Origin of the sequence: Neobacillus soli NBRC 102451, from assembly GCF_001591665.1 — a bacterium.
In the GTDB taxonomy this organism is placed as follows: Bacteria; Bacillota; Bacilli; order Bacillales; family Cytobacillaceae; genus Neobacillus; species Neobacillus soli.
The window spans coordinates 36388-54605 of record NZ_BCVI01000013.1 but is presented as its reverse complement, the minus strand read 5'-3'; the positions used below and the strand labels follow the sequence as shown (position 1 = coordinate 54605).

At 40.3% G+C, this 18218-nt stretch carries 20 protein-coding genes and 1 other RNA gene; 5 read left to right on the top strand and 16 right to left on the bottom strand.

What is annotated here, in order from left to right:
* Positions 1-54: 54 nt before the first annotated feature.
* From BSO02S_RS05200 to BSO02S_RS05190, 3 genes are all read right to left on the bottom strand, one after another.
* Entirely contained in the window at positions 55-1374 is a 1320-nt protein-coding gene (locus BSO02S_RS05200; protein WP_066063519.1) for a CBS domain-containing protein, read from the bottom strand.
* 124 nt (positions 1375-1498) lie between these two features.
* Positions 1499-1738 carry a hypothetical protein gene (locus BSO02S_RS05195; protein ID WP_066063515.1) on the bottom strand — a complete coding sequence of 80 codons (240 nt, stop codon included), beginning with the start codon at positions 1736-1738 and terminating at the stop codon, positions 1499-1501.
* An 85-nt stretch (positions 1739-1823) separates the two neighbouring features.
* Positions 1824-2504, bottom strand: coding sequence for a metal-dependent hydrolase (locus tag BSO02S_RS05190; RefSeq protein ID WP_066063512.1), 681 nt, complete (start codon positions 2502-2504; stop codon positions 1824-1826).
* 182 nt (positions 2505-2686) lie between these two features.
* Between BSO02S_RS05190 and BSO02S_RS05185 the strand changes: the two genes are divergently transcribed.
* Together BSO02S_RS05185 and ssrS are read left to right on the top strand one after the other, a co-directional pair.
* Positions 2687-3784: a M24 family metallopeptidase gene (locus tag BSO02S_RS05185; protein WP_066063509.1), complete on the top strand. Its 1098-nt coding sequence runs from the start codon at positions 2687-2689 to the stop codon at positions 3782-3784.
* Between the two features lie 56 nt (positions 3785-3840).
* Positions 3841-4036, top strand: a non-coding RNA gene (ssrS, locus tag BSO02S_RS05180) — 6S RNA.
* 53 nt (positions 4037-4089) lie between these two features.
* On the opposite strand, the gene ald is transcribed toward ssrS, so the two are convergent.
* The gene (gene ald / locus BSO02S_RS05175) at positions 4090-5208 is read right to left on the bottom strand and encodes an alanine dehydrogenase (protein ID WP_066063507.1); all 1119 of its coding nucleotides are present in this window, start codon (positions 5206-5208) and stop codon (positions 4090-4092) included.
* 338 nt (positions 5209-5546) lie between these two features.
* Positions 5547-5705, bottom strand: a complete 159-nt coding sequence (locus BSO02S_RS27460) for a hypothetical protein (protein WP_169802719.1) — start codon at positions 5703-5705, stop codon at positions 5547-5549.
* 106 nt (positions 5706-5811) lie between these two features.
* On the opposite strand from BSO02S_RS27460, the gene BSO02S_RS05170 reads away from it, so the two are divergent.
* Both BSO02S_RS05170 and BSO02S_RS05165 read left to right on the top strand, forming a co-directional pair.
* A complete protein-coding gene (locus BSO02S_RS05170) occupies positions 5812-6261 on the top strand; it encodes a universal stress protein (protein WP_066063504.1) in 450 nt (149 codons plus the stop codon).
* Between the two features lie 124 nt (positions 6262-6385).
* Positions 6386-6700, top strand: coding sequence for a hypothetical protein (locus BSO02S_RS05165; RefSeq protein ID WP_066063502.1), 315 nt, complete (start codon positions 6386-6388; stop codon positions 6698-6700).
* A gap of 41 nt (positions 6701-6741) precedes the next feature.
* On the opposite strand, the gene BSO02S_RS05160 is transcribed toward BSO02S_RS05165, so the two are convergent.
* The 9 genes from BSO02S_RS05160 to sppA all read right to left on the bottom strand — a co-directional run bounded on the left by BSO02S_RS05160 (position 6742) and on the right by sppA (position 14408).
* Positions 6742-7254 carry a MogA/MoaB family molybdenum cofactor biosynthesis protein gene (locus tag BSO02S_RS05160; RefSeq protein WP_066063500.1) on the bottom strand — a complete coding sequence of 171 codons (513 nt, stop codon included), beginning with the start codon at positions 7252-7254 and terminating at the stop codon, positions 6742-6744.
* On the bottom strand, positions 7251-8093 hold the full coding sequence (locus BSO02S_RS05155) for an EcsC family protein (RefSeq protein WP_066063498.1): 843 nt from the start codon (positions 8091-8093) through the stop codon (positions 7251-7253). The genes BSO02S_RS05160 and BSO02S_RS05155 overlap by 4 nt, the downstream gene beginning before the upstream one ends.
* Before the next feature lie 94 nt (positions 8094-8187).
* Entirely contained in the window at positions 8188-9381 is a 1194-nt protein-coding gene (locus BSO02S_RS05150; RefSeq protein ID WP_066063496.1) for an acetate kinase, read from the bottom strand.
* A 413-nt stretch (positions 9382-9794) separates the two neighbouring features.
* Entirely contained in the window at positions 9795-10778 is a 984-nt protein-coding gene (locus BSO02S_RS05145) for a class I SAM-dependent methyltransferase (RefSeq protein WP_066063492.1), read from the bottom strand.
* Between the two features lie 115 nt (positions 10779-10893).
* Positions 10894-11394, bottom strand: a complete 501-nt coding sequence (gene tpx / locus BSO02S_RS05140; RefSeq protein WP_066063489.1) for a thiol peroxidase — start codon at positions 11392-11394, stop codon at positions 10894-10896.
* Positions 11395-11581: 187 nt separating this feature from the next.
* Positions 11582-12043, bottom strand: a complete 462-nt coding sequence (gene ytfJ / locus BSO02S_RS05135) for a GerW family sporulation protein (protein WP_066063485.1) — start codon at positions 12041-12043, stop codon at positions 11582-11584.
* 17 nt (positions 12044-12060) lie between these two features.
* Positions 12061-12762, bottom strand: coding sequence for a DUF2953 domain-containing protein (locus BSO02S_RS05130; RefSeq protein ID WP_369691303.1), 702 nt, complete (start codon positions 12760-12762; stop codon positions 12061-12063).
* An 83-nt stretch (positions 12763-12845) separates the two neighbouring features.
* Positions 12846-13274: an RDD family protein gene (locus BSO02S_RS05125; RefSeq protein WP_235846870.1), complete on the bottom strand. Its 429-nt coding sequence runs from the start codon at positions 13272-13274 to the stop codon at positions 12846-12848.
* Between the two features lie 123 nt (positions 13275-13397).
* Positions 13398-14408 carry a signal peptide peptidase SppA gene (gene sppA, locus BSO02S_RS05120; protein WP_066063479.1) on the bottom strand — a complete coding sequence of 337 codons (1011 nt, stop codon included), beginning with the start codon at positions 14406-14408 and terminating at the stop codon, positions 13398-13400.
* Positions 14409-14577: 169 nt separating this feature from the next.
* On the opposite strand from sppA, the gene BSO02S_RS05115 reads away from it, so the two are divergent.
* The gene (locus BSO02S_RS05115) at positions 14578-15381 is read left to right on the top strand and encodes an NAD kinase (protein ID WP_066063477.1); all 804 of its coding nucleotides are present in this window, start codon (positions 14578-14580) and stop codon (positions 15379-15381) included.
* Positions 15382-15512: 131 nt separating this feature from the next.
* On the opposite strand, the gene rarD is transcribed toward BSO02S_RS05115, so the two are convergent.
* Positions 15513-16436 carry an EamA family transporter RarD gene (gene rarD, locus BSO02S_RS05110; protein ID WP_066063476.1) on the bottom strand — a complete coding sequence of 308 codons (924 nt, stop codon included), beginning with the start codon at positions 16434-16436 and terminating at the stop codon, positions 15513-15515.
* Between the two features lie 144 nt (positions 16437-16580).
* Complete coding sequence (mbcS, locus tag BSO02S_RS05105; RefSeq protein WP_066063474.1) at positions 16581-18161, bottom strand: acyl-CoA synthetase MbcS; 1581 nt, start codon at positions 18159-18161, stop codon at positions 16581-16583.
* Between the last annotated feature and the right edge of the window lie 57 nt (positions 18162-18218).

The following is an 18218-nucleotide window of genomic DNA, read 5'->3' as shown; positions in this document are numbered from 1 at the left end:
CTTCCTTTATGGAAGCGGCTCCTTATTGTGTATGACGACTTCCTGTTTTCTCAATTAACTCCTGTCAAGCAGCTGACACATCATCATCGCTTTCCCAACCATTACCCCTTCATTGAACACTTCCACATCTACCTTTCCAAACTTCCGGCCTACTTCAAGTACTTTTGGAAAAATTTCTAATTTACTCTCCATTTGAACTGGTTTCATAAAGTAGATTGTCATATTTTCCACAACCAAGTCGCCTTTTTTGTAGCTTCGCAATACGCGGTTCGCCGCGTCTGAGACAATGGTTGTAAATACACCATAAGAAATGGTTCCTAGATGGTTGGTCATTTGCGGGGTCACTTCGCACGAATAAACTTCTTCTCCTTTTACGTTTCCCTGCATTAAGACCATTTGATTGGTAATGACGTCATCAAGGGTTTCACCCACCTGCGGCTGCCGTTGGTTCATTTGCAGCGCCTTTAAAACATCCTGCCTGCTTATAATCCCCTCTAAACGGTTGGAATTATTGGCAACAGGAAGTACTTCTATTCCTTCCCAGACCATCGTATGTGCGGTGGAAGCGACACTTGTCTTCTCATTCACCGTCATCGGCTGTTTCGTCATGATCTTGTCTATGGAAGTCTCTAAATCCTGTCCTAAAATGTCCTTACTAGTGACCATTCCTTGAATCTTCATGTTCTGATCGACTACCGGGTAACGGCTGTGTGTCGTTTGTTGATTAAATTCATGCCATTTTGACACCTTATCGGACGTTTTCAAATAATAGGTATTGGCTAAAGGCGTTAAGATATCTTCTACTAAAATAATTTCCTTTTTTATTAATTGGTCATATATCGCCCGGTTAATCATCGTAGCGACGGTAAACGTATCATAGCTTGTTGATATGACAGGCATTTCTAGTTTGTCGGCTAGTTTTTTCACATGGTCTTCTGAATCAAATCCACCAGTTATCAGCACAGCAGCTCCTGCCTTTAAGGCAAGCTCATGGGCCTGTGTCCGGTTCCCGACAATTAACAGATTCCCTGCCTCTGTGTAGCGCATCATCGCCTCTAATTTCATTGCCCCAATTACAAATTTATTTAGCGTTTTATGCAAGCCAGTTCTTCCGCCTAAAACTTGACCATCAACAATGTTTACGACTTCTGCAAACGTAAGCTTTTCAATATTTTCTTTCTTTTTTCGTTCAATCCTGATTGTGCCAACCCGTTCAATCGTACTTACATAGCCTTTATTTTCCGCTTCCTTAATCGCCCGGTAAGCAGTACCTTCACTTACGGTCATCGCCTTGGCGATTTGTCTGACTGATATTTTTTCCCCAATCGGGAGTGCATCAATATAGTGTAAAATTTGTTCGTGCTTTGTGGCCAAGACCTTCACCCTCTATAGTTGAATTCCAATCATTCCGTTTAGAAATAATTCGGATTACGTTTAATTTTATTATAGAGTGTTAAAAGCCTTGATTCAATGCGGTTCCCCAATTGTTCTTTAATTCTCAATGAAAATAGCGGGATTTCTTCTTTAATCGCTCTGATTGAAGTCTTTGTACTTGCCTTTTCGGACTATAAAGAAGTCCGGTAAGATTTCCAGCGATAACAATCAAAGCAAATGAAAGCCAAGCGATTGAAAATATCCCCTGGAGGTTCCCATCAGCATTTATGGATAGTTTTGGTACAGCGAAATAAAGCATGAAGCCGCAGAGCAGCAGGCAAAGTAAATATCTGTTCTTTTTCAACCTCAATTCCCCCCTTAAAAAAAGACTGCTTGTTCCATCTTTATGCAAGTGAGAGGAAAAAAAGTATGTGAAAACCTAGGTTCATTTAAATTTCTATTGCTTCTCCAGGGCGCAGCACTTGACCATTTTTATCTGCTAGCATCTCGATAAATTGATACGGATCCTGTTTAATTGGCGGGAAGGTATTATAGTGCATCGGGACAACCGTTTTCGCTTTTAAAAGTTGGGCCGCATAGGCTGCATCTTCAGGTCCCATGGTAAAATTATCACCAATCGGCAGGAAGGCAATATCAAGCGGATGACGCTCACCAATTAGCTTCATATCTGAGAATAAGCCTGTATCACCTGCGTGATAGATTGTTTTCCCTTCGTTCATAAATAGGATCCCTGCTGGCATGCCACAGTAGATGATTTCATTATTATCTGTTGTATAGCTTGATCCGTGAAAAGCTTGTGTCAGTTTGACTTTACCAAACTCAAATTGATGGGCACCGCCAATATGCATGCCATGGGTATTCACACCCTGCCAGCTTAAATACTCAGCAATTTCATGGTTGGCAACAACCAGGGCATCATGCTTTTTGGCTAAATCGACTGTATCACCGACATGATCGTTATGACCATGGGATAAAATAATCACATCCGGTTTTACATCCTCGACCTTTAAATCAGTTAATTGATTTCCGGTTATAAAAGGGTCAATAATAATCGTTTTGCCATTCGTATGAATTTGTACAACTGAATGTCCGTGATAAGATATTCTCATCATCCCAACTCCTCTTAAATTGTTATATTAAATACTTTTCTATAGAAACGGTAAAATCCCTTCTATACTTTATTCCCATATTCCACTAGTTTAAGCTTATTATAATGTCAGATAGTTTACTTTTACTTTTAATCTTGATACTCTCAAATTGGATTTTATTTATTAAAGGGGGACCCCTACAAATGAAACAGCGTTTAGAAAAGCTTCAAACGTGGATGAAAGAAAATGAGATTGAGGTTAGCTTCCTTACTTCTTCCGAAAACGTCTTTTATTTAAGCGGTTATTATACCGACCCGCATGAGCGGTTACTTGCACTAGTTGTCTTTCAATCAGAAGAGCCATTCCTTGTCTGCCCCGGAATGGAAATACATGATGCCAGACGTTCTGGCTGGGAGTATGAACTACTCGGCTACAGTGATATCGACAATCCATGGGAATTAATTTTAAGCTCCATTAATAAAAGAATTAACGGTGTCACTAAGGCGGCCATCGAAAAAGAGCATATGAATGTCGAACGCTACGAGCAGCTCTCACGGTTATTCCCTAAAGCCGCCTATGTTTCAGCTGAAGAAAAGTTACGAAAACTCCGCATGATCAAGGATGCGAGGGAATTAAAAATTATCGAAGAGGCTTGCGCACTTGCCGATTATGCCGTTGAAGTGGGCGTAAGTGAAATCAAAGAAGGTAAAACAGAATTAGAAGTCTTAAATGCTGTTGAATACGCCCTAAAACAAAAAGGTGTCACCGAAATGTCATTCGCCACAATGGTTCTAACCGGAGCAAACGCGGCTTCCCCTCATGGCAATCCCGGCGGAACGAAAATCCAAAAAGGTGACCTTGTTTTGTTTGATTTGGGTGTTGTTGTCGACCGCTATTGTTCTGATATTACTAGAACAGTTGCCTATGGAGATATTAACGATAAGCAAAAGGAAATTTATGATACCGTTTTAAAAGCGCAACTCGCTGCTGTTGAAGCAAGTAAGCCTGGTGTTACTGCTGCTGAGGTTGACCTTACTGCTCGCCGAATTATTGCTGATGCTGGATACGGCGAATATTTTCCACACCGCTTAGGTCACGGGCTTGGGATAGGCGTTCATGAGTATCCTTCAATGACTGAGACAAATCCGTTGATTATTGAAGAAGGAATGGTTTATACGATTGAGCCGGGAATTTATGTGCCGGATATAGCCGGAGTTCGCATCGAGGATGATCTATTTATTACTGCGGATGGCGCAAAAGTATTAACAAAATTCCCGAAAGAATTACAGATTATAAAATAGATCCATTTGGATTTTTTTTACATTGAATTACAAGGTTGATTGATGTACTATATAAATACAAGCTGCGTTGTTCGTAGTCATAATAAAGTTTTAACCTTTAAGCTGTAATAGGGAGTTTAACCATTGGAGCTGGAATGACAAGCCTCTGTCTATAAGACCTGGAGGACATGCAGAAAAGTTTCTGAGAACACCCACTTTGAGGAGTGGTGGTTTAAAACTTTCTTATATTTATACGGCAAATGCGGCTTTATAGTATGTATTTTAAACCAGCTCTTTACAGAGCTGGTTTTTCTATTTTTAAGGTATTATTTTTCCAACAACGATTTTGTATCCTTGAATTCCAGGCCATGTGCTTCTGCAACGGCTTCGTACGTTACATAACCGCCAAGTGTATTAATTCCCTTCAACAAGGCTTCGTTGGCAAGGCAGGCTTGTTTATAGCCCTTGTTTGCTATTTGCAGGGCATATGGAACAGTCACGTTTGTTAAGGCAAAGGTTGAAGTTCTCGGTACCGCACCAGGCATATTCGCCACAGCATAATGGACAACACCGTCTTTCACATAGGTTGGATTATCATGGGTGGTGATCCGGTCCGTTGTTTCAAAAATACCGCCTTGGTCGATAGCAATATCGACAACAACACTTCCAGGCCTCATCGATTTTATCATATCTTCCGTTACAAGCTTTGGTGCTTTTGCCCCTGGAATAAGAACAGCGCCGATGACTAAATCTGATTCCTTCACAGCTTCAGCAATATTATAAGGATTGGACATCAACGTCGTTACATCAGACCCAAATATATCATCTAATTGACGAAGACGATCCGGATTTAAATCAATGATGGAAACTTTTGCACCTAACCCAATGGCCATCTTTGCCGCATTGGTTCCGGCTACCCCGCCGCCAATAATCGTTACAGTTCCTCTTTGTACCCCTGGTACACCAGAAAGAAGGATTCCTTTTCCGCCATGAACCTTCTCAAGGAATTGTGCGCCAATTTGAGCTGCCATCCTTCCGGCAACTTCGCTCATCGGCGTCAATAACGGTAAGCTTCTATTCGCTAATTGGACCGTTTCATAGGCAATCCCAACTACTTTATTATCGATTAATGCTTTTGTTAATTCTGGTTCAGGTGCTAAATGTAAATATGTAAATAATATTAATCCATCACGAAAAAAAGAGTATTCGCTTGGAAGTGGTTCTTTAACCTTCATAACCATTTCCATGGACCATGCCTCTTCAGCCGTTGCCGCTAGCTTCGCACCAGCAGTTTGATAATCTTCATCTGAAAAACCTGAGCCAAGTCCTGCTCCCTTTTCAATAAAAACCTTATGGCCAAATTTCGTAATGGTGACCACTCCAGCCGGTGTCATCGCTACACGGTTTTCATTATTCTTAATCTCTTTAGGTACTCCGATCCGCATTCGCTTACCTCCACATATTTATTTTCAAAGTAAACACTTTCATTTTATCAAAACCAAGCTCGATTCCAAAATCTAATGCAAGCATTTTCTAAGATTTGACAAAAGAACCTGCCAATGATAAGGAAGGCTTCTTTACAACTTTTTAACCCAAATCCGTAACTAAATGGTATCACGAAACTACTTTACACATTAAAGAATATGCATAATTGCTAGCAAATTCTTGGGTAAACGCCCTGCATGAACAAAATTTCCAAGACAAATGTCTAAACATCTACCTTCATAAAACGGAAGGACTGTCCGATGGTTAGACAGTCCTTCCGTTTTATGAAATTTAGTGCCTACCCCTCAGTTCCAACATCTTGATCATTGCCTGCTAGTGCCGTTCCCTCACCTATAAAACCACTATTATACGAATTCATAATTTGCTCGCTTACTTCATTTGCTCCTTGTTCATCAAACTCAAACGAGGATTGTTTATTTAAGTCACGCTTTACCATCTGACAAATCTCCCTTCCATTGTAAGTTACCCTAATTATTGTTCGAAAAATTGAAACAATTATACGTTGTTAAATACTGTATAATTAAGGTAAGGAGATGATATTCATGGGACTTAAATATCAAAATATTTTGGTCGCTATTGATGGATCAACAGAGGCAGACCGCGCTTTTAAAAAAGGGATTGAAATTGCAAAAAGAAATAATGCCACACTATTATTAGTCCATGTGATTGATACAAGAACCTTTGCACTAATTGAAGCCTACGACACCGTCATTGGAGACCGAGCAGAAAAGCTGGCAAAAGACATGCTGGAAAATTACCAAAAACAAGCAGTGGATGAAGGACTAACAACAGTACACTTTGAAATTGATTTTGGCTCACCGAAAATAAAAATTCCTCGAGATTTGGCTAAAAAACACAAGATTGATTTAATCATCTGCGGTGCGACAGGAATGAATGTTGTCGAAAGGTTTTTTATCGGCAGTGTTTCTGAACATATTACTCGTTATGCAGCATGTGACGTTCTCGTTGTTCGTACGGAAAAAGACTCTTAAATACGATTTGGCACGCAGCAAGATAGCTGCGTGTTTTTTATTTACTTTTATCGGTTGATTATCCTGACCTTATTAACGATTTATAGTAAAATAAAAAAAAGCATACAGCATGGAGGCAAATAGAATGAGAGACCATTTTTCTTTTGATCAGCGACTAGGTATTCCCCTGCCGGATTTAACGGTGGAATGGGACCATTACAGTAAAGAAACACAGCAGAGCATTCTCTTGTATTGGGAACAAATCCGCGGTTCAATCCCTGATCGAATTTTTGAGCTTGAAGATCAGATTAATCATAAACAAGCACGGCTTTCCAATGAAAGTGATTTCCCCCGCTCCTGTCAACTGAACACGGAAATAGCGGACCTTGCCTCCATCATCAATGATTTATGGTTATGGTACCGTGCGAATCAAACACTATCTGAAAAAGCACATTTGTAAGAAAAGAGAAAACTCCCCATAAAACGGGAGTTTTCTCTATTTTACAAGTCTTTTTTTATTTCTCTGACCACATGGCCAATCTCGGGTAAGATTAGTTTATTCATTGCCAGCTTCACCGCACCGGAAGAACCTGGAACGGAAAACACTGCTTTATTTTTGGCAACACCGGCTATGGCCCTGGAAAGGATGGCCGCAGACCCAATATCCTCTTGATAGCTGAGCATCCTGAACAATTCTCCAAAGCCAACGATTTCTTTTTCAAGCAGGCCTTTAACGGTTTCTATCGTTACATCACGCTTGGCAATCCCTGTGCCCCCATTTGTTAAGATCACATCAATATCCTCGCGGGCGCATCCCTTTAAAATTTCCGTTTGAATCGGGGTAGATTCATCCTTTACAATACAGTAGTCAACAATTCTATGTCCTGCTTGTTCAAGCAGCTCGATTATCAGCTTGCCGCTTTTGTCTGTTTCGATACCTCTTGTGTCGCTGACGGTAATGATTTTACAATTTACCGATTTTGGGGCTTCCATTTTATGTTCATGGGTACTCATACAAAAAACTCCTCTTTTTCTTTAAGGTAGCGAATTTGATAATACTTATGTGCGATATCTGTTACTTTTCTTGTTAACTGATAATTAGCACCGGCACCAATCGCCATGCTGATTAGCGGAATACCTTGAATCACTTTTTTCCGAAACAATGTAATGACCAGCGCTTTTACTAATTGCTGGACTGGCTGCTCTAGCCAGGTGATGTCGATAATTTCCTCTTTTCCTTCATAAAAATAATGCTCACGATTCCCCGCTAATTCATCCATTAATGAGCTCCAGCCCGCTTTTTGGATTCTTGGCGGCAATGTCGCCGTATGGAAAACCTTTAGAGATGTCATCATTTCATAGGGAGTATTCACCTCAACTCCATAGGTCATGGCAATCAATTGGACGGCCCTTAAATTAATGACCGCCATTGCTGGAATATCAGTCCCTAATAGCAGCGCACCGCCTGTCCCCGCCAGTCCCCCCTGGGCAAAAGAATAAAGGCGATGCCTGGAAATTTGCTGCTCTGCTAAATAGTGCAATTGCTCTATATCTAATTGCTTTAAGTCTTCTATTTTTTCTAACCCTTTTTGAAAAATTCGTCCTGACGAAAGAATTCTATCCTTAGCGTCCATTTGGAGCTGCGAGCCTTGAATCATACTATGTAAATGAAACAGCCAGCTGTCAATAACAGCGAAAAACTGCCGTTGCACCTTTTCAGGCAATAAGGAGAAGGAACGGTCCAAATATTTTTCATAGGTTATTTGAAAATCATTTGCCTCGTAATTTAATAAATTCCTTTCCCATTCCTGTATTTCATTCAAGACCTTCGTTTCACGATCCGTCAAAGGCATACAAATCCCCTCCTACATCATGCATCTATTTCCAGTATATCACAAAGAAAAAAAGGCAAAAGCCATTTAATAGTAGCTTTTGCCTTTCTCAATATTAATGAGTAGCAGCGAGACGAACAACGTCGCGGGCTATCATGACTTCTTCATTTGTCGGGATGATGATTACTTTAACTGGTGAGTGAGGATAGTTAATGAATGCTTCCTCGCCTCTTACTTTGTTAAGGGCAGGGTCCCAATAAACACCCATAAATTCAAGGCCTCTTAAGACATTTTCCCTTATCGTATCACTATTTTCACCGATACCGGCTGTGAAAATAATCGCATCAACACCATTCATACGTGAAGCATAGGAACCGATGTATTTATGAATACGGTTAGCGAAGACATCCAAGGCAAGCTGTGCCCGCTCATTTCCCTTTTTCGCTTCGATTTCAATATCCCTTAAGTCGCTTGAGAAGCCGGACATTGCCAGCATGCCGCTTTTTTTATTTAATACATCAAGGACTTCATCCGCTGTTTTATTGGTTTTTTCCATAATATATGGGATCAATGCAGGGTCAATATTTCCTGAACGAGTTCCCATTGTTACTCCTGCAAGCGGGGTAAAGCCCATAGAAGTATCAATGGACATACCGCCTTCAATAGCAGTAATACTTGCACCGTTTCCTAAGTGGCAGGAGATAAGACGAAGCTGTTCAACTGGACGCCCTAACAACTCGGCAGCACGCTGTGAAACATATTTATGGGATGTGCCATGAAAACCATACTTCCGAATGCCATATTTTTCGTAATACTCAAATGGAAGGCTATAAAGGTACGAACTCTGCGGCATGGTTTGATGGAAAGCCGTATCAAAAACCGCGATTGCTGGAACATTAGGAAGTACGCGCATGAACGCCTTAATACCCGTAAGATTTGCTGGGTTATGCAATGGGGCCAGCTCTGATAATTCATCAATTTTGTTTAACACTTTTTCGGTGATGAGCACAGAGTCTGTAAACGTTTCTCCCCCGTGGACAACACGGTGTCCCATTCCAACAATCTCATCAAGTGATTTAATAATCCCCAAAGTTGTTAGTTTATCTAAAAGCATTTTAACAGCGACTTCATGATCAGGAATATCAATGGTTTCTTGGACTTTTTCCCCGTGTACGGAAATAGAAAAAATCGAATCATTCAAGCCAATTCTTTCTATTAACCCTTTTGTAATGACCTCTTCACTTGGCATTTCGAACAACTGAAACTTCAAGGAAGAACTTCCTGCATTAATTGCAATAATTTTTGCCATTTTTGTTTAACGCTCCTTTTATATAACAAAATCGGTTTAAGACGGATTTTGTATAGTACACCATTATTTTGCTCAAACCGCTCTTGATTATTTCCCTCTCATTTAATCATTGTAGATACGACAATTCAAGCGATATTTCGCATGGCAGCGGTTACAGGGTAAATGTAATTATATTCGGATATTTCTTATTTTATAAGAAAAGCGCAAGCGCCCTGGTCAGCGGCGTATGGCCTGGAGCGCTCCAACTGAGATAAAGGAAACACGGAGAGCCGGAGGCGCATTCGTGCTTGACTTATCGTAGGGCGGAGAGCGAAGGACACTAGCCGCTAGGGCGCTGGAGCTAGACAATTCTCAAAGTCGAAAATTATATACTTGCTTATTAAAAAAAGGATGAACCGGATTTCTATCCAGTTTCACCCTTTGTTTTCTTGAAACCACTTTTCCATTTGAATTAAAATTTTATCCATCTCTGTCATGTTTGAGAGGCTCGGTAAATCGACAAGCAATGCCTGTTTTGGCGGCAGCACACCTTCACCCATTTTTTGCAGGATTAAGATACTTTTGGCAGCATTTTTATTTTTAAACATGCTTGTTGGTAATTGCAGCAGTCCTTGAACAATGACATTTTCCTTGAAAAATTCATGCAGCTTTCCTGCTTGCTTACTTTCAAAAAGGCCATTAGGCATAATGAGGAATAAATAGCCACCTGGCGCTGTATGGCGGACACTTTGCTCGATGAACAAGTGATGCGCATAGGAGTGTCCCTCATTTGCCTTTAATTGATAATCTAAGGCCCTTACATCATTCGGGTAAAAGCCAACAGGCAAATCGCCGATCACCGCATCAACAGGGTCAATAAACAGCGGTTCAAGGCTGTCTTGATTAAAAAGCTCAATGGAGTGCTCTTGCAAATTTGCGTTAACATAGGCAAGTTTAATTAATAGGTCATCAATCTCTACTCCGACGGAAGCGACCTTTTTATGTAAGTGGTTTAAAACAGTTGTTAACAAATTCCCTGTTCCAACCGCAGGGTCGAGCAGGCGGAAGGAAGGCTGTTTCATAAATCTTTCAACTAAATAACCAACGAGCATCCCAACGGAATCGGGTGTCATTTGATGATTTGGCTGAACACTTTCTTTCATCCCCTTTAAAATGACCAGCTGGTATGCCTTGCGGATTTCCTCATTCGAAAACTTTTCCAAATGGTGCTGTTCGTATTGTTTCTCAAGCCTTTTTACCGTTAATTCACTTAGCTCATCCTGAAGGACGGAGCCATGAAATAAATTCTCTCCCGTTTCCGCCAATGCCTCAAGATAGGTACAGTTCAATTCCTCTTGTAAAAGTACGGCCGTTTCATTAAATAACGTAAAAAGTTGTTCAACTGGAGAAATTTTCATTGTCTCTCCTCCCCATCATTAAATTCCTTAATCATTTTATACGAAAAGACATGTTTTAAACAAGTTTAAGCATATAAAAAGACCCCGCCAGTGACGAGGTCCCGCAATTGTGGTTTTATTTAGCAGCTTTTGCTGCTTCAAGTGCTGCTTCATAATTAGGGTGATCTGTTGCTTCGCTAACATACTCAACATAGACAACAGTGTCACTTGAATCAACAACAAACACAGCACGAGTCAATAGTCTTAATTCTTGGATGGCAACCCCATATGCTTCTCCAAAAGATAGATCACGATGGTCGGATAACGTTTGAACGTTTTCGATTCCACCCGCAGCACACCAGCGCTTTTGTGCAAATGGAAGATCACAGCTCACTGTCAAGATTTTCACGTTACCCAATGAATTTGCCGATTCATTAAAACGGCGAATTTCCGCATCACATACACCAGTATCCAATGAAGGTACTGAAGTAAGCAGGCGTACTTGCCCCTTCGTGTCATTTAGTGTAACGGCTGATAAGTCATTAGCGAGTGCAGAGAAATTTGGAGCTTTATCCCCTACTTTCACTTCATTTCCTAACAATGTTACTGGTTTTCCCTTAAATGTTACGTTTGCCATAAAAAACATCCTCCTTTGTCGTTTTAAAGCCATCCGAATTTTTCGATCGGCATTTGTTTTTTAATATGTACAGTGTAAATATATCTTTTCGTCCATCTTTTTGCAATTATTTGAACCTTGATTTTAACCATTAAAAAATCAAGAAAAAAAGTTAATCTCCCCATCGGCGGAAGATTAACCTTTTACTTTATAGCTCAAGATCAACTTTTGGCTGCTGTTGCTGCTGGTTCGGCTGCTGGTTGCTCCCATCTTTTTTCGAGAACATTTGCTGAATTTTATCAATTGCCTGTGGCGCGAGCTCTAGGATTTTCTCATACAAATGGGTACTCTCATCTAAATGAAGCATTTTGACACCGTGGGAGTTTACTATTAAGAAGGCGATTGGCGTAATCGAAACACCGCCCCCGCTTCCTCCCCCAAATGGATTTGTTGATTGGGTTTGCCCTTGTGCCTGGCCCTGAGTTTGAGAACCATCAAGTTTAAACTCGCTGCCTCCGGCGGCAAATCCAAAGCCTACCTTTGAAACGGTCAAAATGACACTTCCGTCCGGGGTTTCAACAGGATCCCCAATAATGGTATTAACATCAATCATTTCTTTCAAGCTTTCCATTGCAGTCGTCATCAAACCTTGAATTGGGTGGTCAGACATGGCTGTTTCCTCCTATTTCAAACGGATTTGGGTTTTCCATTTGCAAAATTTGTTTTGCTTTTGAAGCGCGGCCGTCCGCCCTTCCAGAATTTAATCAGTTTTAATCCTGCTAGCATAGCATGCCCGATCCGAAACTGAATAATACATGTAAACCTTGTTTGAATGACCGCTGCTTGAAAATGGGGAGTAACAGATAATTCTGGCATATCTTTTACTTTTAAGTAATGACTGAGAAGCCCAATGATTCCGCCTTTAATTGACCATAATGCGCCCGTTGCCATTCCAGTATGCGCCGCATCGCCAACCCCAATCATCGTCTCCCACTTAAACCTTTTCATGGTGACTTTTCGAAAAAACTTTCTCACAATTACATGCATTCCAAAAACATGTTGGATCAATTCTTTCGTATTTTGTAAGTTAGTCAGTATATTAGCCGGCGTGATTTTGTTGACCTTTTTTTCAGGTGAATCCCCTGATGAACTGCCCATTTGTGTATGACTATTTACAATCACGCTGGGGGAATTATCATCAATTTTTATTAACGGAACATTTAATTTATATCTAATCAATCCGAACCAAACTCTAAATTCCACCTTTAAGTCATCGTTGTCATTATGATGATAATAATTTACTCTAATCGTTACTTTAGTAAAAAGAATTAATAGAAATAAGAACAAAAGAATACATAAGACAAGCAGCAGCCAAAACAATTCTCCCACAACCTTTCAGCGGCTAGTATTTGCTTTTACTACAAAAAATAAACCTATCAACATATGGTTGATAGGTTTATTTCAAACGTATTTCATCGCTCCACATGTATCACAGTGGTATCAGTAAAAAGATCATGTAAGCCTTGTTTTTTAGGTAAAAAAGCAACAATGAGATATCCGACGATTATTGTTGCCGATATGAACCGGCCAATCCATTCACGAAAGAGAATGGTCCCCCAGGTTAATTGATCATTTTTTATATCGATTACTTTTAAGCCAAAGACCATTTTTCCAAGCGTTTGCCTAAAATATTTGGTCATCAGCACGAAGTATAAATAAAAAATAACCGCCGATGCAATGGATATCGGGGCAAATATATTAAATTCTGTTAAAGAAATATCCAGCATTCGAAATAACGGGTTTATTAACAGTCTTTCGATACTACCCACGACAATTAAATCAAGAAGATAGGCCCAAAAGCGCATCCAAAAACCGGCATAGCGAACGGGACAATTCGCCATTCCACTTGTAGAAGAGGCAGCCTCATTTATAGTGCCGCCATAGTTGTCTATGAGAGGGGAACTATTTTCCTTTGCTTCGTTTAAGTTTTCCTGATATTCATTCATTTCCATCAATGGTCCCCCTTACTCAGCATATAAATACATAAGGCGCGGCGAATTGGGCTTAGAAAGGACTTTCATAAGTCCAGCCATTTCATTGTTATCACCCATTAATTTTTTGGCTTGCATTGTAAATAATGAACCAAAACCAAGAGAGTCTGAATAACGGACAACCTTCGCTCCCTTTAGCTTCTCCTGCTTTTTCATTTGACCAATGACGTCATCTAAATAGCCAAAACCATCAATTAATTGTAATTCCTTCGCTTGCCGTCCATCATAAACGCGGCCATCAGCAATCTTCTTGACCTGTTCAACCGTCATGCCCCGTCCCTCAGAAATAACTTTGACAAATCCTTCATACGAATTATTGATCATCGTCTGTAAAATTTGACGTTCTTCTTCGGTCATTTTTCTTGTCGGACTCATAATATCTTTATACTTGCCACTTTTAATGGTAACAAAATCAACACCATATTTATCCGCAAGCCCCTTATAATTGATTCCTTCCATGATCACTCCAAGGCTGCCTGTCATTGTTTCCGGACTGGCATAAATCTTTTTCGCCGCCGTTGAAATATAATATCCTCCTGATGCGGCCATCGATCCCATAGAGATATAGACTGGCTTTTTACTTTTCTTTTGAATTTCTGCAAGCTTATCGTGAATTTCTGCACTCTCGACCACACCGCCGCCTGGAGAATTGACCTTGATAATAATTCCCTTGACGGAATCATCCTCTTTAATATAGTTTAATTTTTTCATAAAATCCTGATGATTGTAGCCTGCGCTTTGCAGAAAGGATCCTGAATCACCCGTGTCTTGAATAACTCCATCAACATCGAGGATAACAATTTTCTTTAATTCGCTCCCTTCCTTAACCACTTCTTCAGTAAATGGCTGGTCAGCAGCGGCCATAAAATCGGTAAAATCAGTTTGGATTCCTTTAAAGGCAAAGGCAGATAAGAAATTAATTAAGACAGATACAAAAAATAACGCTGCTGCAATTCCAAGTGCAGCCCATCTTTTTCCATTCATATGTATTTAGGTCCCCCGTTTCTTCGTTCTAAAATTTACGTCCTGATTTCATATTATTTCAATAAAATGCTAAACTAATTTCAGACTAACATCATTTTACCAAAGATTTATTTCTATATGGATAAAAGTGTTACAATTCTTTTCATCAATTTACAGGGGGGTACATTTTATGGAAACTAGACGTAATATTTATTTTTATCATAAGCGGGATGCAGATATGCTTGCGAAAGCAGCTCCCCTATTTGACGTAGCTGAACGTTATGGTTTTACGATTGTCAAAGATTACCGAAAAGCGAATATTATTGCCAGTATTGGCGACGATGGGACATTCCTCCAAGCAGTTAGACAAACGGGCTTTCGTAATGATTGCTTATACGTGGGCATTTCAATAAATAATAGTTTAAGTATGTATTGTGACTTTCAGATTGATGATCTTTCCAAAATGATTGAGGCCATATCCACGAATGAACATATAGAAGTCCGACGTTATCCAACGATTGAAGTTTCGGTTGATGGTCAGGGTACATTTACATGCTTGAATGAATTCAGTATCCGCTCCGCCATTATTAAAACACTTGTCATTGATGTATTTGTTGACCAGCTCCATTTAGAAACGTTCCGGGGGGATGGATTAATTGTGGCCACACCAACTGGAAGTACCGCCTATAATAAATCGGTTAATGGTTCGATTGTTGACCCTCTCCTCTCCTGCATGCAGGTAAGCGAGGTAGCCTCTGTCAATACGAATCAATACCGGACGCTTGGTGCCTCGATTATTTTAGGCAGTGAACGCACACTGACACTGAAGGTCATATCAGAAGGCAATGATCATCCAACAATGGGCATGGATAATGAAGCATTAAGCATTCGCCATGTGGATAAAATTAACATAAAAATAAGTGAGAGAAAATTAAAAACACTTAAACTAAAGGACAACTCCTTCTGGGAGAAAGTTAAGAGAACTTTTTTGTAAAATAAAAGAGGATGTCCCATAACAAAGTGTCAGACCCCACAACCTCAATCTATAGCTGAACTTCGCTTAAAATCGGCTATAGATTGTGGGTTAAGCGTGAGGTCAGACCCTTTTGGGACATCCCCTTTTATTTACACTGCTCTTTTTTCTTTCCGCCACTTAATATCGGATACTAGCTTTGTTTTTGAAAGTGAATAAATCGTTAATGCCGACCAAATTAACGTAAAGGATAGCAGTTGGATTTTTGAAAAATGTTCATCATAGACAAATACCCCAAGTATCAATGTTAAGGTTGGGGCAATATATTGCAGGAAGCCAAGTAATGAGAGCGGTATTTTCTGCGCTCCTTTTGCAAAATAAAGAAGTGGTATGGCCGTCGCAGCCCCTGCCCCCACCAAAAGCCAATCTGTTCCTAAACTTGCGGTTAAAAAGGAAGTAGATCCTTTAATTAATAGGAAGCACATATAAATTGCCGCTATTGGGGCAACAACGAGTGTCTCTAACGTTAACCCAACCGCCGACTCCACATTAATTAGCTTTTTCGCCAACCCATACAAACCAAAGGAAAGGGCAAGGATAATCGCAATCCAGGGGAACTGCCCATGGGAAATCGAGATAATCAATACTCCAATCGCCGCCAGCACGAAGGATACATATTGGTAAATGTTTAACTTTTCCTTAAGGACAAGCATACCTAATAAAATACTAACAAGTGGATTGATATAATAGCCGAGACTTGCATCAATCATATGGCCGCTATTCACTGCCCAAATATAAACAAACCAATTGACACTTATTAATATCGAGGCAATCGCCAAGGCGTACATCTGTTTTTTATTTTGCGCGAAACCTTTCAACGTTCGGACAAATAAATCCCATTTTTTCGAAAATAAAAGCACAAAAATCATAAAAACAAACGACCAAAAAATGCGGTTGGCGAGAATTTCCTTTGCGTCAACACTGTCTAAAAACTTCCAATAAATCGGCAATAATCCCCACATTATATAGGAAAAGCCGGCATGAATGGCACCTACCTGCGTTTCTGTCTTTTTCATATGTTTTTCCGGTCCCCTATTCTTTCTAGTATCGAAATAATCCTTATTATAACTTAAAATATTGTAAAGAGGGGAGTTTTTTGATTTCCAAAAACAAAAAGCAAACGGTAAGCACCGTCTGCCTTTTGCTTCATAAAATTAACCTTATTTAGCAGACTCAGATTCCTTTTGACGCAGTTCAATCCGACGAATTTTCCCTGACGTTGTTTTTGGAAGCTCTGTTAAATACTCAATCTTTCTTGGATACTTATAAGGGGCAGTAAGTGATTTTACATGTTCCTGCAGGTTCTTTGTTAAGTCCGGATCAGCCGGGTCAATATCTTCTTTTAAGACAACAAATGCCTTGACAATAAAGCCGCGGATTTCATCCGGACTGGCGACCACCGCGCATTCTTTTACAAACGGATGTTTTACAAGTGCATCCTCTACTTCAAAAGGTCCAATCGTATAGCCCGAGCTAATAATAATATCATCGCCGCGGCCTTCAAACCAGAAATAGCCTTCCTCGTCCATTTTTGCTTTATCACCTGTTACATAATAATCACCGCGAAATTGCATCGCCGTTCTTTCCGGGTCTTTATAATAGTTTTTAAATAAGGCCGGGGTTTCTACATGGACGGCGATATCACCAACTTCTCCAACCGCACAAACTTGGCCCTCGTCGTTAATAATTTCTACCCTGTTTCCCGGTGTCGGTTTACCCATGGAACCAGGTTTCAACTCCATCCCCTTCGTTACACCAACGAGCAGGGTATTCTCTGTCTGCCCATAGCCGTCACGGACATCGATGTTAAAGTATTTTCTAAAGGTATCAATAACCTCCCGATTAAGCGGTTCCCCTGCTGAAACAGCGCTATGAAGCTCTGGTAATTGATATTGGGCTAAGTTATCGACCTTAGCCATTAGACGATATTCGGTTGGTGTACAGCAAAGCACATTGACATCATATTTTTGAAGCAGGCTCAAAAACTTTTTCGGATCAAACTTTCCGCTGTATACGAGTCCCGTACCGCCTGAGCCTAGCACGGACAGAAACGGACTCCAGATCCATTTTTGCCAGCCAGGGCCTGCTGTTGCCCAAACCGTATCGCCCTCATTAATACAAAGCCATTTGGGCGCTGCCGTTTTTAGATGCGCGAAGGCCCAGCCATGTGTGTGGACCACGCCTTTTGGATTTCCAGTAGTTCCGGAGGTATAGGATAAAAACGCCATATCATCTCTATGTGTATCTGCAAGAGCGAACTCTTCCCCCGCAGTCTTCATTTCCGCATCTAAATGAATCCAGCCCTCTTTGTGTTCCCCAAGCGTCAACTTAACTAGCGGCTGTGTCTCTGTAATATGTTTAAATTGGTCTACATATGGATAATAGCTGATGACTGCTTTCACATCACCGTGTGTAATACGGTACTGCAGGTCTTTTTCCTTTAACATTTCTGAGCTTGGGATGACAATCATTCCGGCTTTTAATGCCGCCAAATAAACGACGTATGCTTCGATGAGGCGCGGCACGATAATTAAAACGACATCGCCTCTTTTTAAACCATTCTGGGCGAAGACATTAGCTGCTTGATTTACTTGCTTCAATAATTTCTCATATGTAATTTGCTTTGTTTCACCCGATTCACTTTCCCATTTTAATGCTACTTTGTTTGGATCCTTAGCAAAATGCTCCACTTCTGAAACCAAGTTATACTTTTCTGGCGCAATTAAATCTTCCCGTTTCATGACTCTCCTGGTTACAAAAATCTATTAAAAACTACTAAAAGTTTTCAAATAGTAACT

Coding starts and splice junctions, on each gene's coding strand:
- BSO02S_RS05190 (WP_066063512.1), bottom strand. CDS start 2,504: ATGAGAATATCTTATCACGGACATTCAGTTGTACAAATTCATACGAAT.
- BSO02S_RS05185 (WP_066063509.1), top strand. CDS start 2,687: ATGAAACAGCGTTTAGAAAAGCTTCAAACGTGGATGAAAGAAAATGAG.
- ald (WP_066063507.1), bottom strand. CDS start 5,208: ATGCGGATCGGAGTACCTAAAGAGATTAAGAATAATGAAAACCGTGTA.
- BSO02S_RS27460 (WP_169802719.1), bottom strand. CDS start 5,705: ATGGTAAAGCGTGACTTAAATAAACAATCCTCGTTTGAGTTTGATGAA.
- BSO02S_RS05170 (WP_066063504.1), top strand. CDS start 5,812: ATGGGACTTAAATATCAAAATATTTTGGTCGCTATTGATGGATCAACA.
- BSO02S_RS05165 (WP_066063502.1), top strand. CDS start 6,386: ATGAGAGACCATTTTTCTTTTGATCAGCGACTAGGTATTCCCCTGCCG.
- BSO02S_RS05160 (WP_066063500.1), bottom strand. CDS start 7,254: ATGAGTACCCATGAACATAAAATGGAAGCCCCAAAATCGGTAAATTGT.
- BSO02S_RS05155 (WP_066063498.1), bottom strand. CDS start 8,093: ATGCCTTTGACGGATCGTGAAACGAAGGTCTTGAATGAAATACAGGAA.
- BSO02S_RS05150 (WP_066063496.1), bottom strand. CDS start 9,381: ATGGCAAAAATTATTGCAATTAATGCAGGAAGTTCTTCCTTGAAGTTT.
- BSO02S_RS05145 (WP_066063492.1), bottom strand. CDS start 10,778: ATGAAAATTTCTCCAGTTGAACAACTTTTTACGTTATTTAATGAAACG.
- tpx (WP_066063489.1), bottom strand. CDS start 11,394: ATGGCAAACGTAACATTTAAGGGAAAACCAGTAACATTGTTAGGAAAT.
- ytfJ (WP_066063485.1), bottom strand. CDS start 12,043: ATGTCTGACCACCCAATTCAAGGTTTGATGACGACTGCAATGGAAAGC.
- BSO02S_RS05125 (WP_235846870.1), bottom strand. CDS start 13,274: ATGGCGAATTGTCCCGTTCGCTATGCCGGTTTTTGGATGCGCTTTTGG.
- sppA (WP_066063479.1), bottom strand. CDS start 14,408: ATGAATGGAAAAAGATGGGCTGCACTTGGAATTGCAGCAGCGTTATTT.
- BSO02S_RS05115 (WP_066063477.1), top strand. CDS start 14,578: ATGGAAACTAGACGTAATATTTATTTTTATCATAAGCGGGATGCAGAT.
- rarD (WP_066063476.1), bottom strand. CDS start 16,436: ATGAAAAAGACAGAAACGCAGGTAGGTGCCATTCATGCCGGCTTTTCC.
- mbcS (WP_066063474.1), bottom strand. CDS start 18,161: ATGAAACGGGAAGATTTAATTGCGCCAGAAAAGTATAACTTGGTTTCA.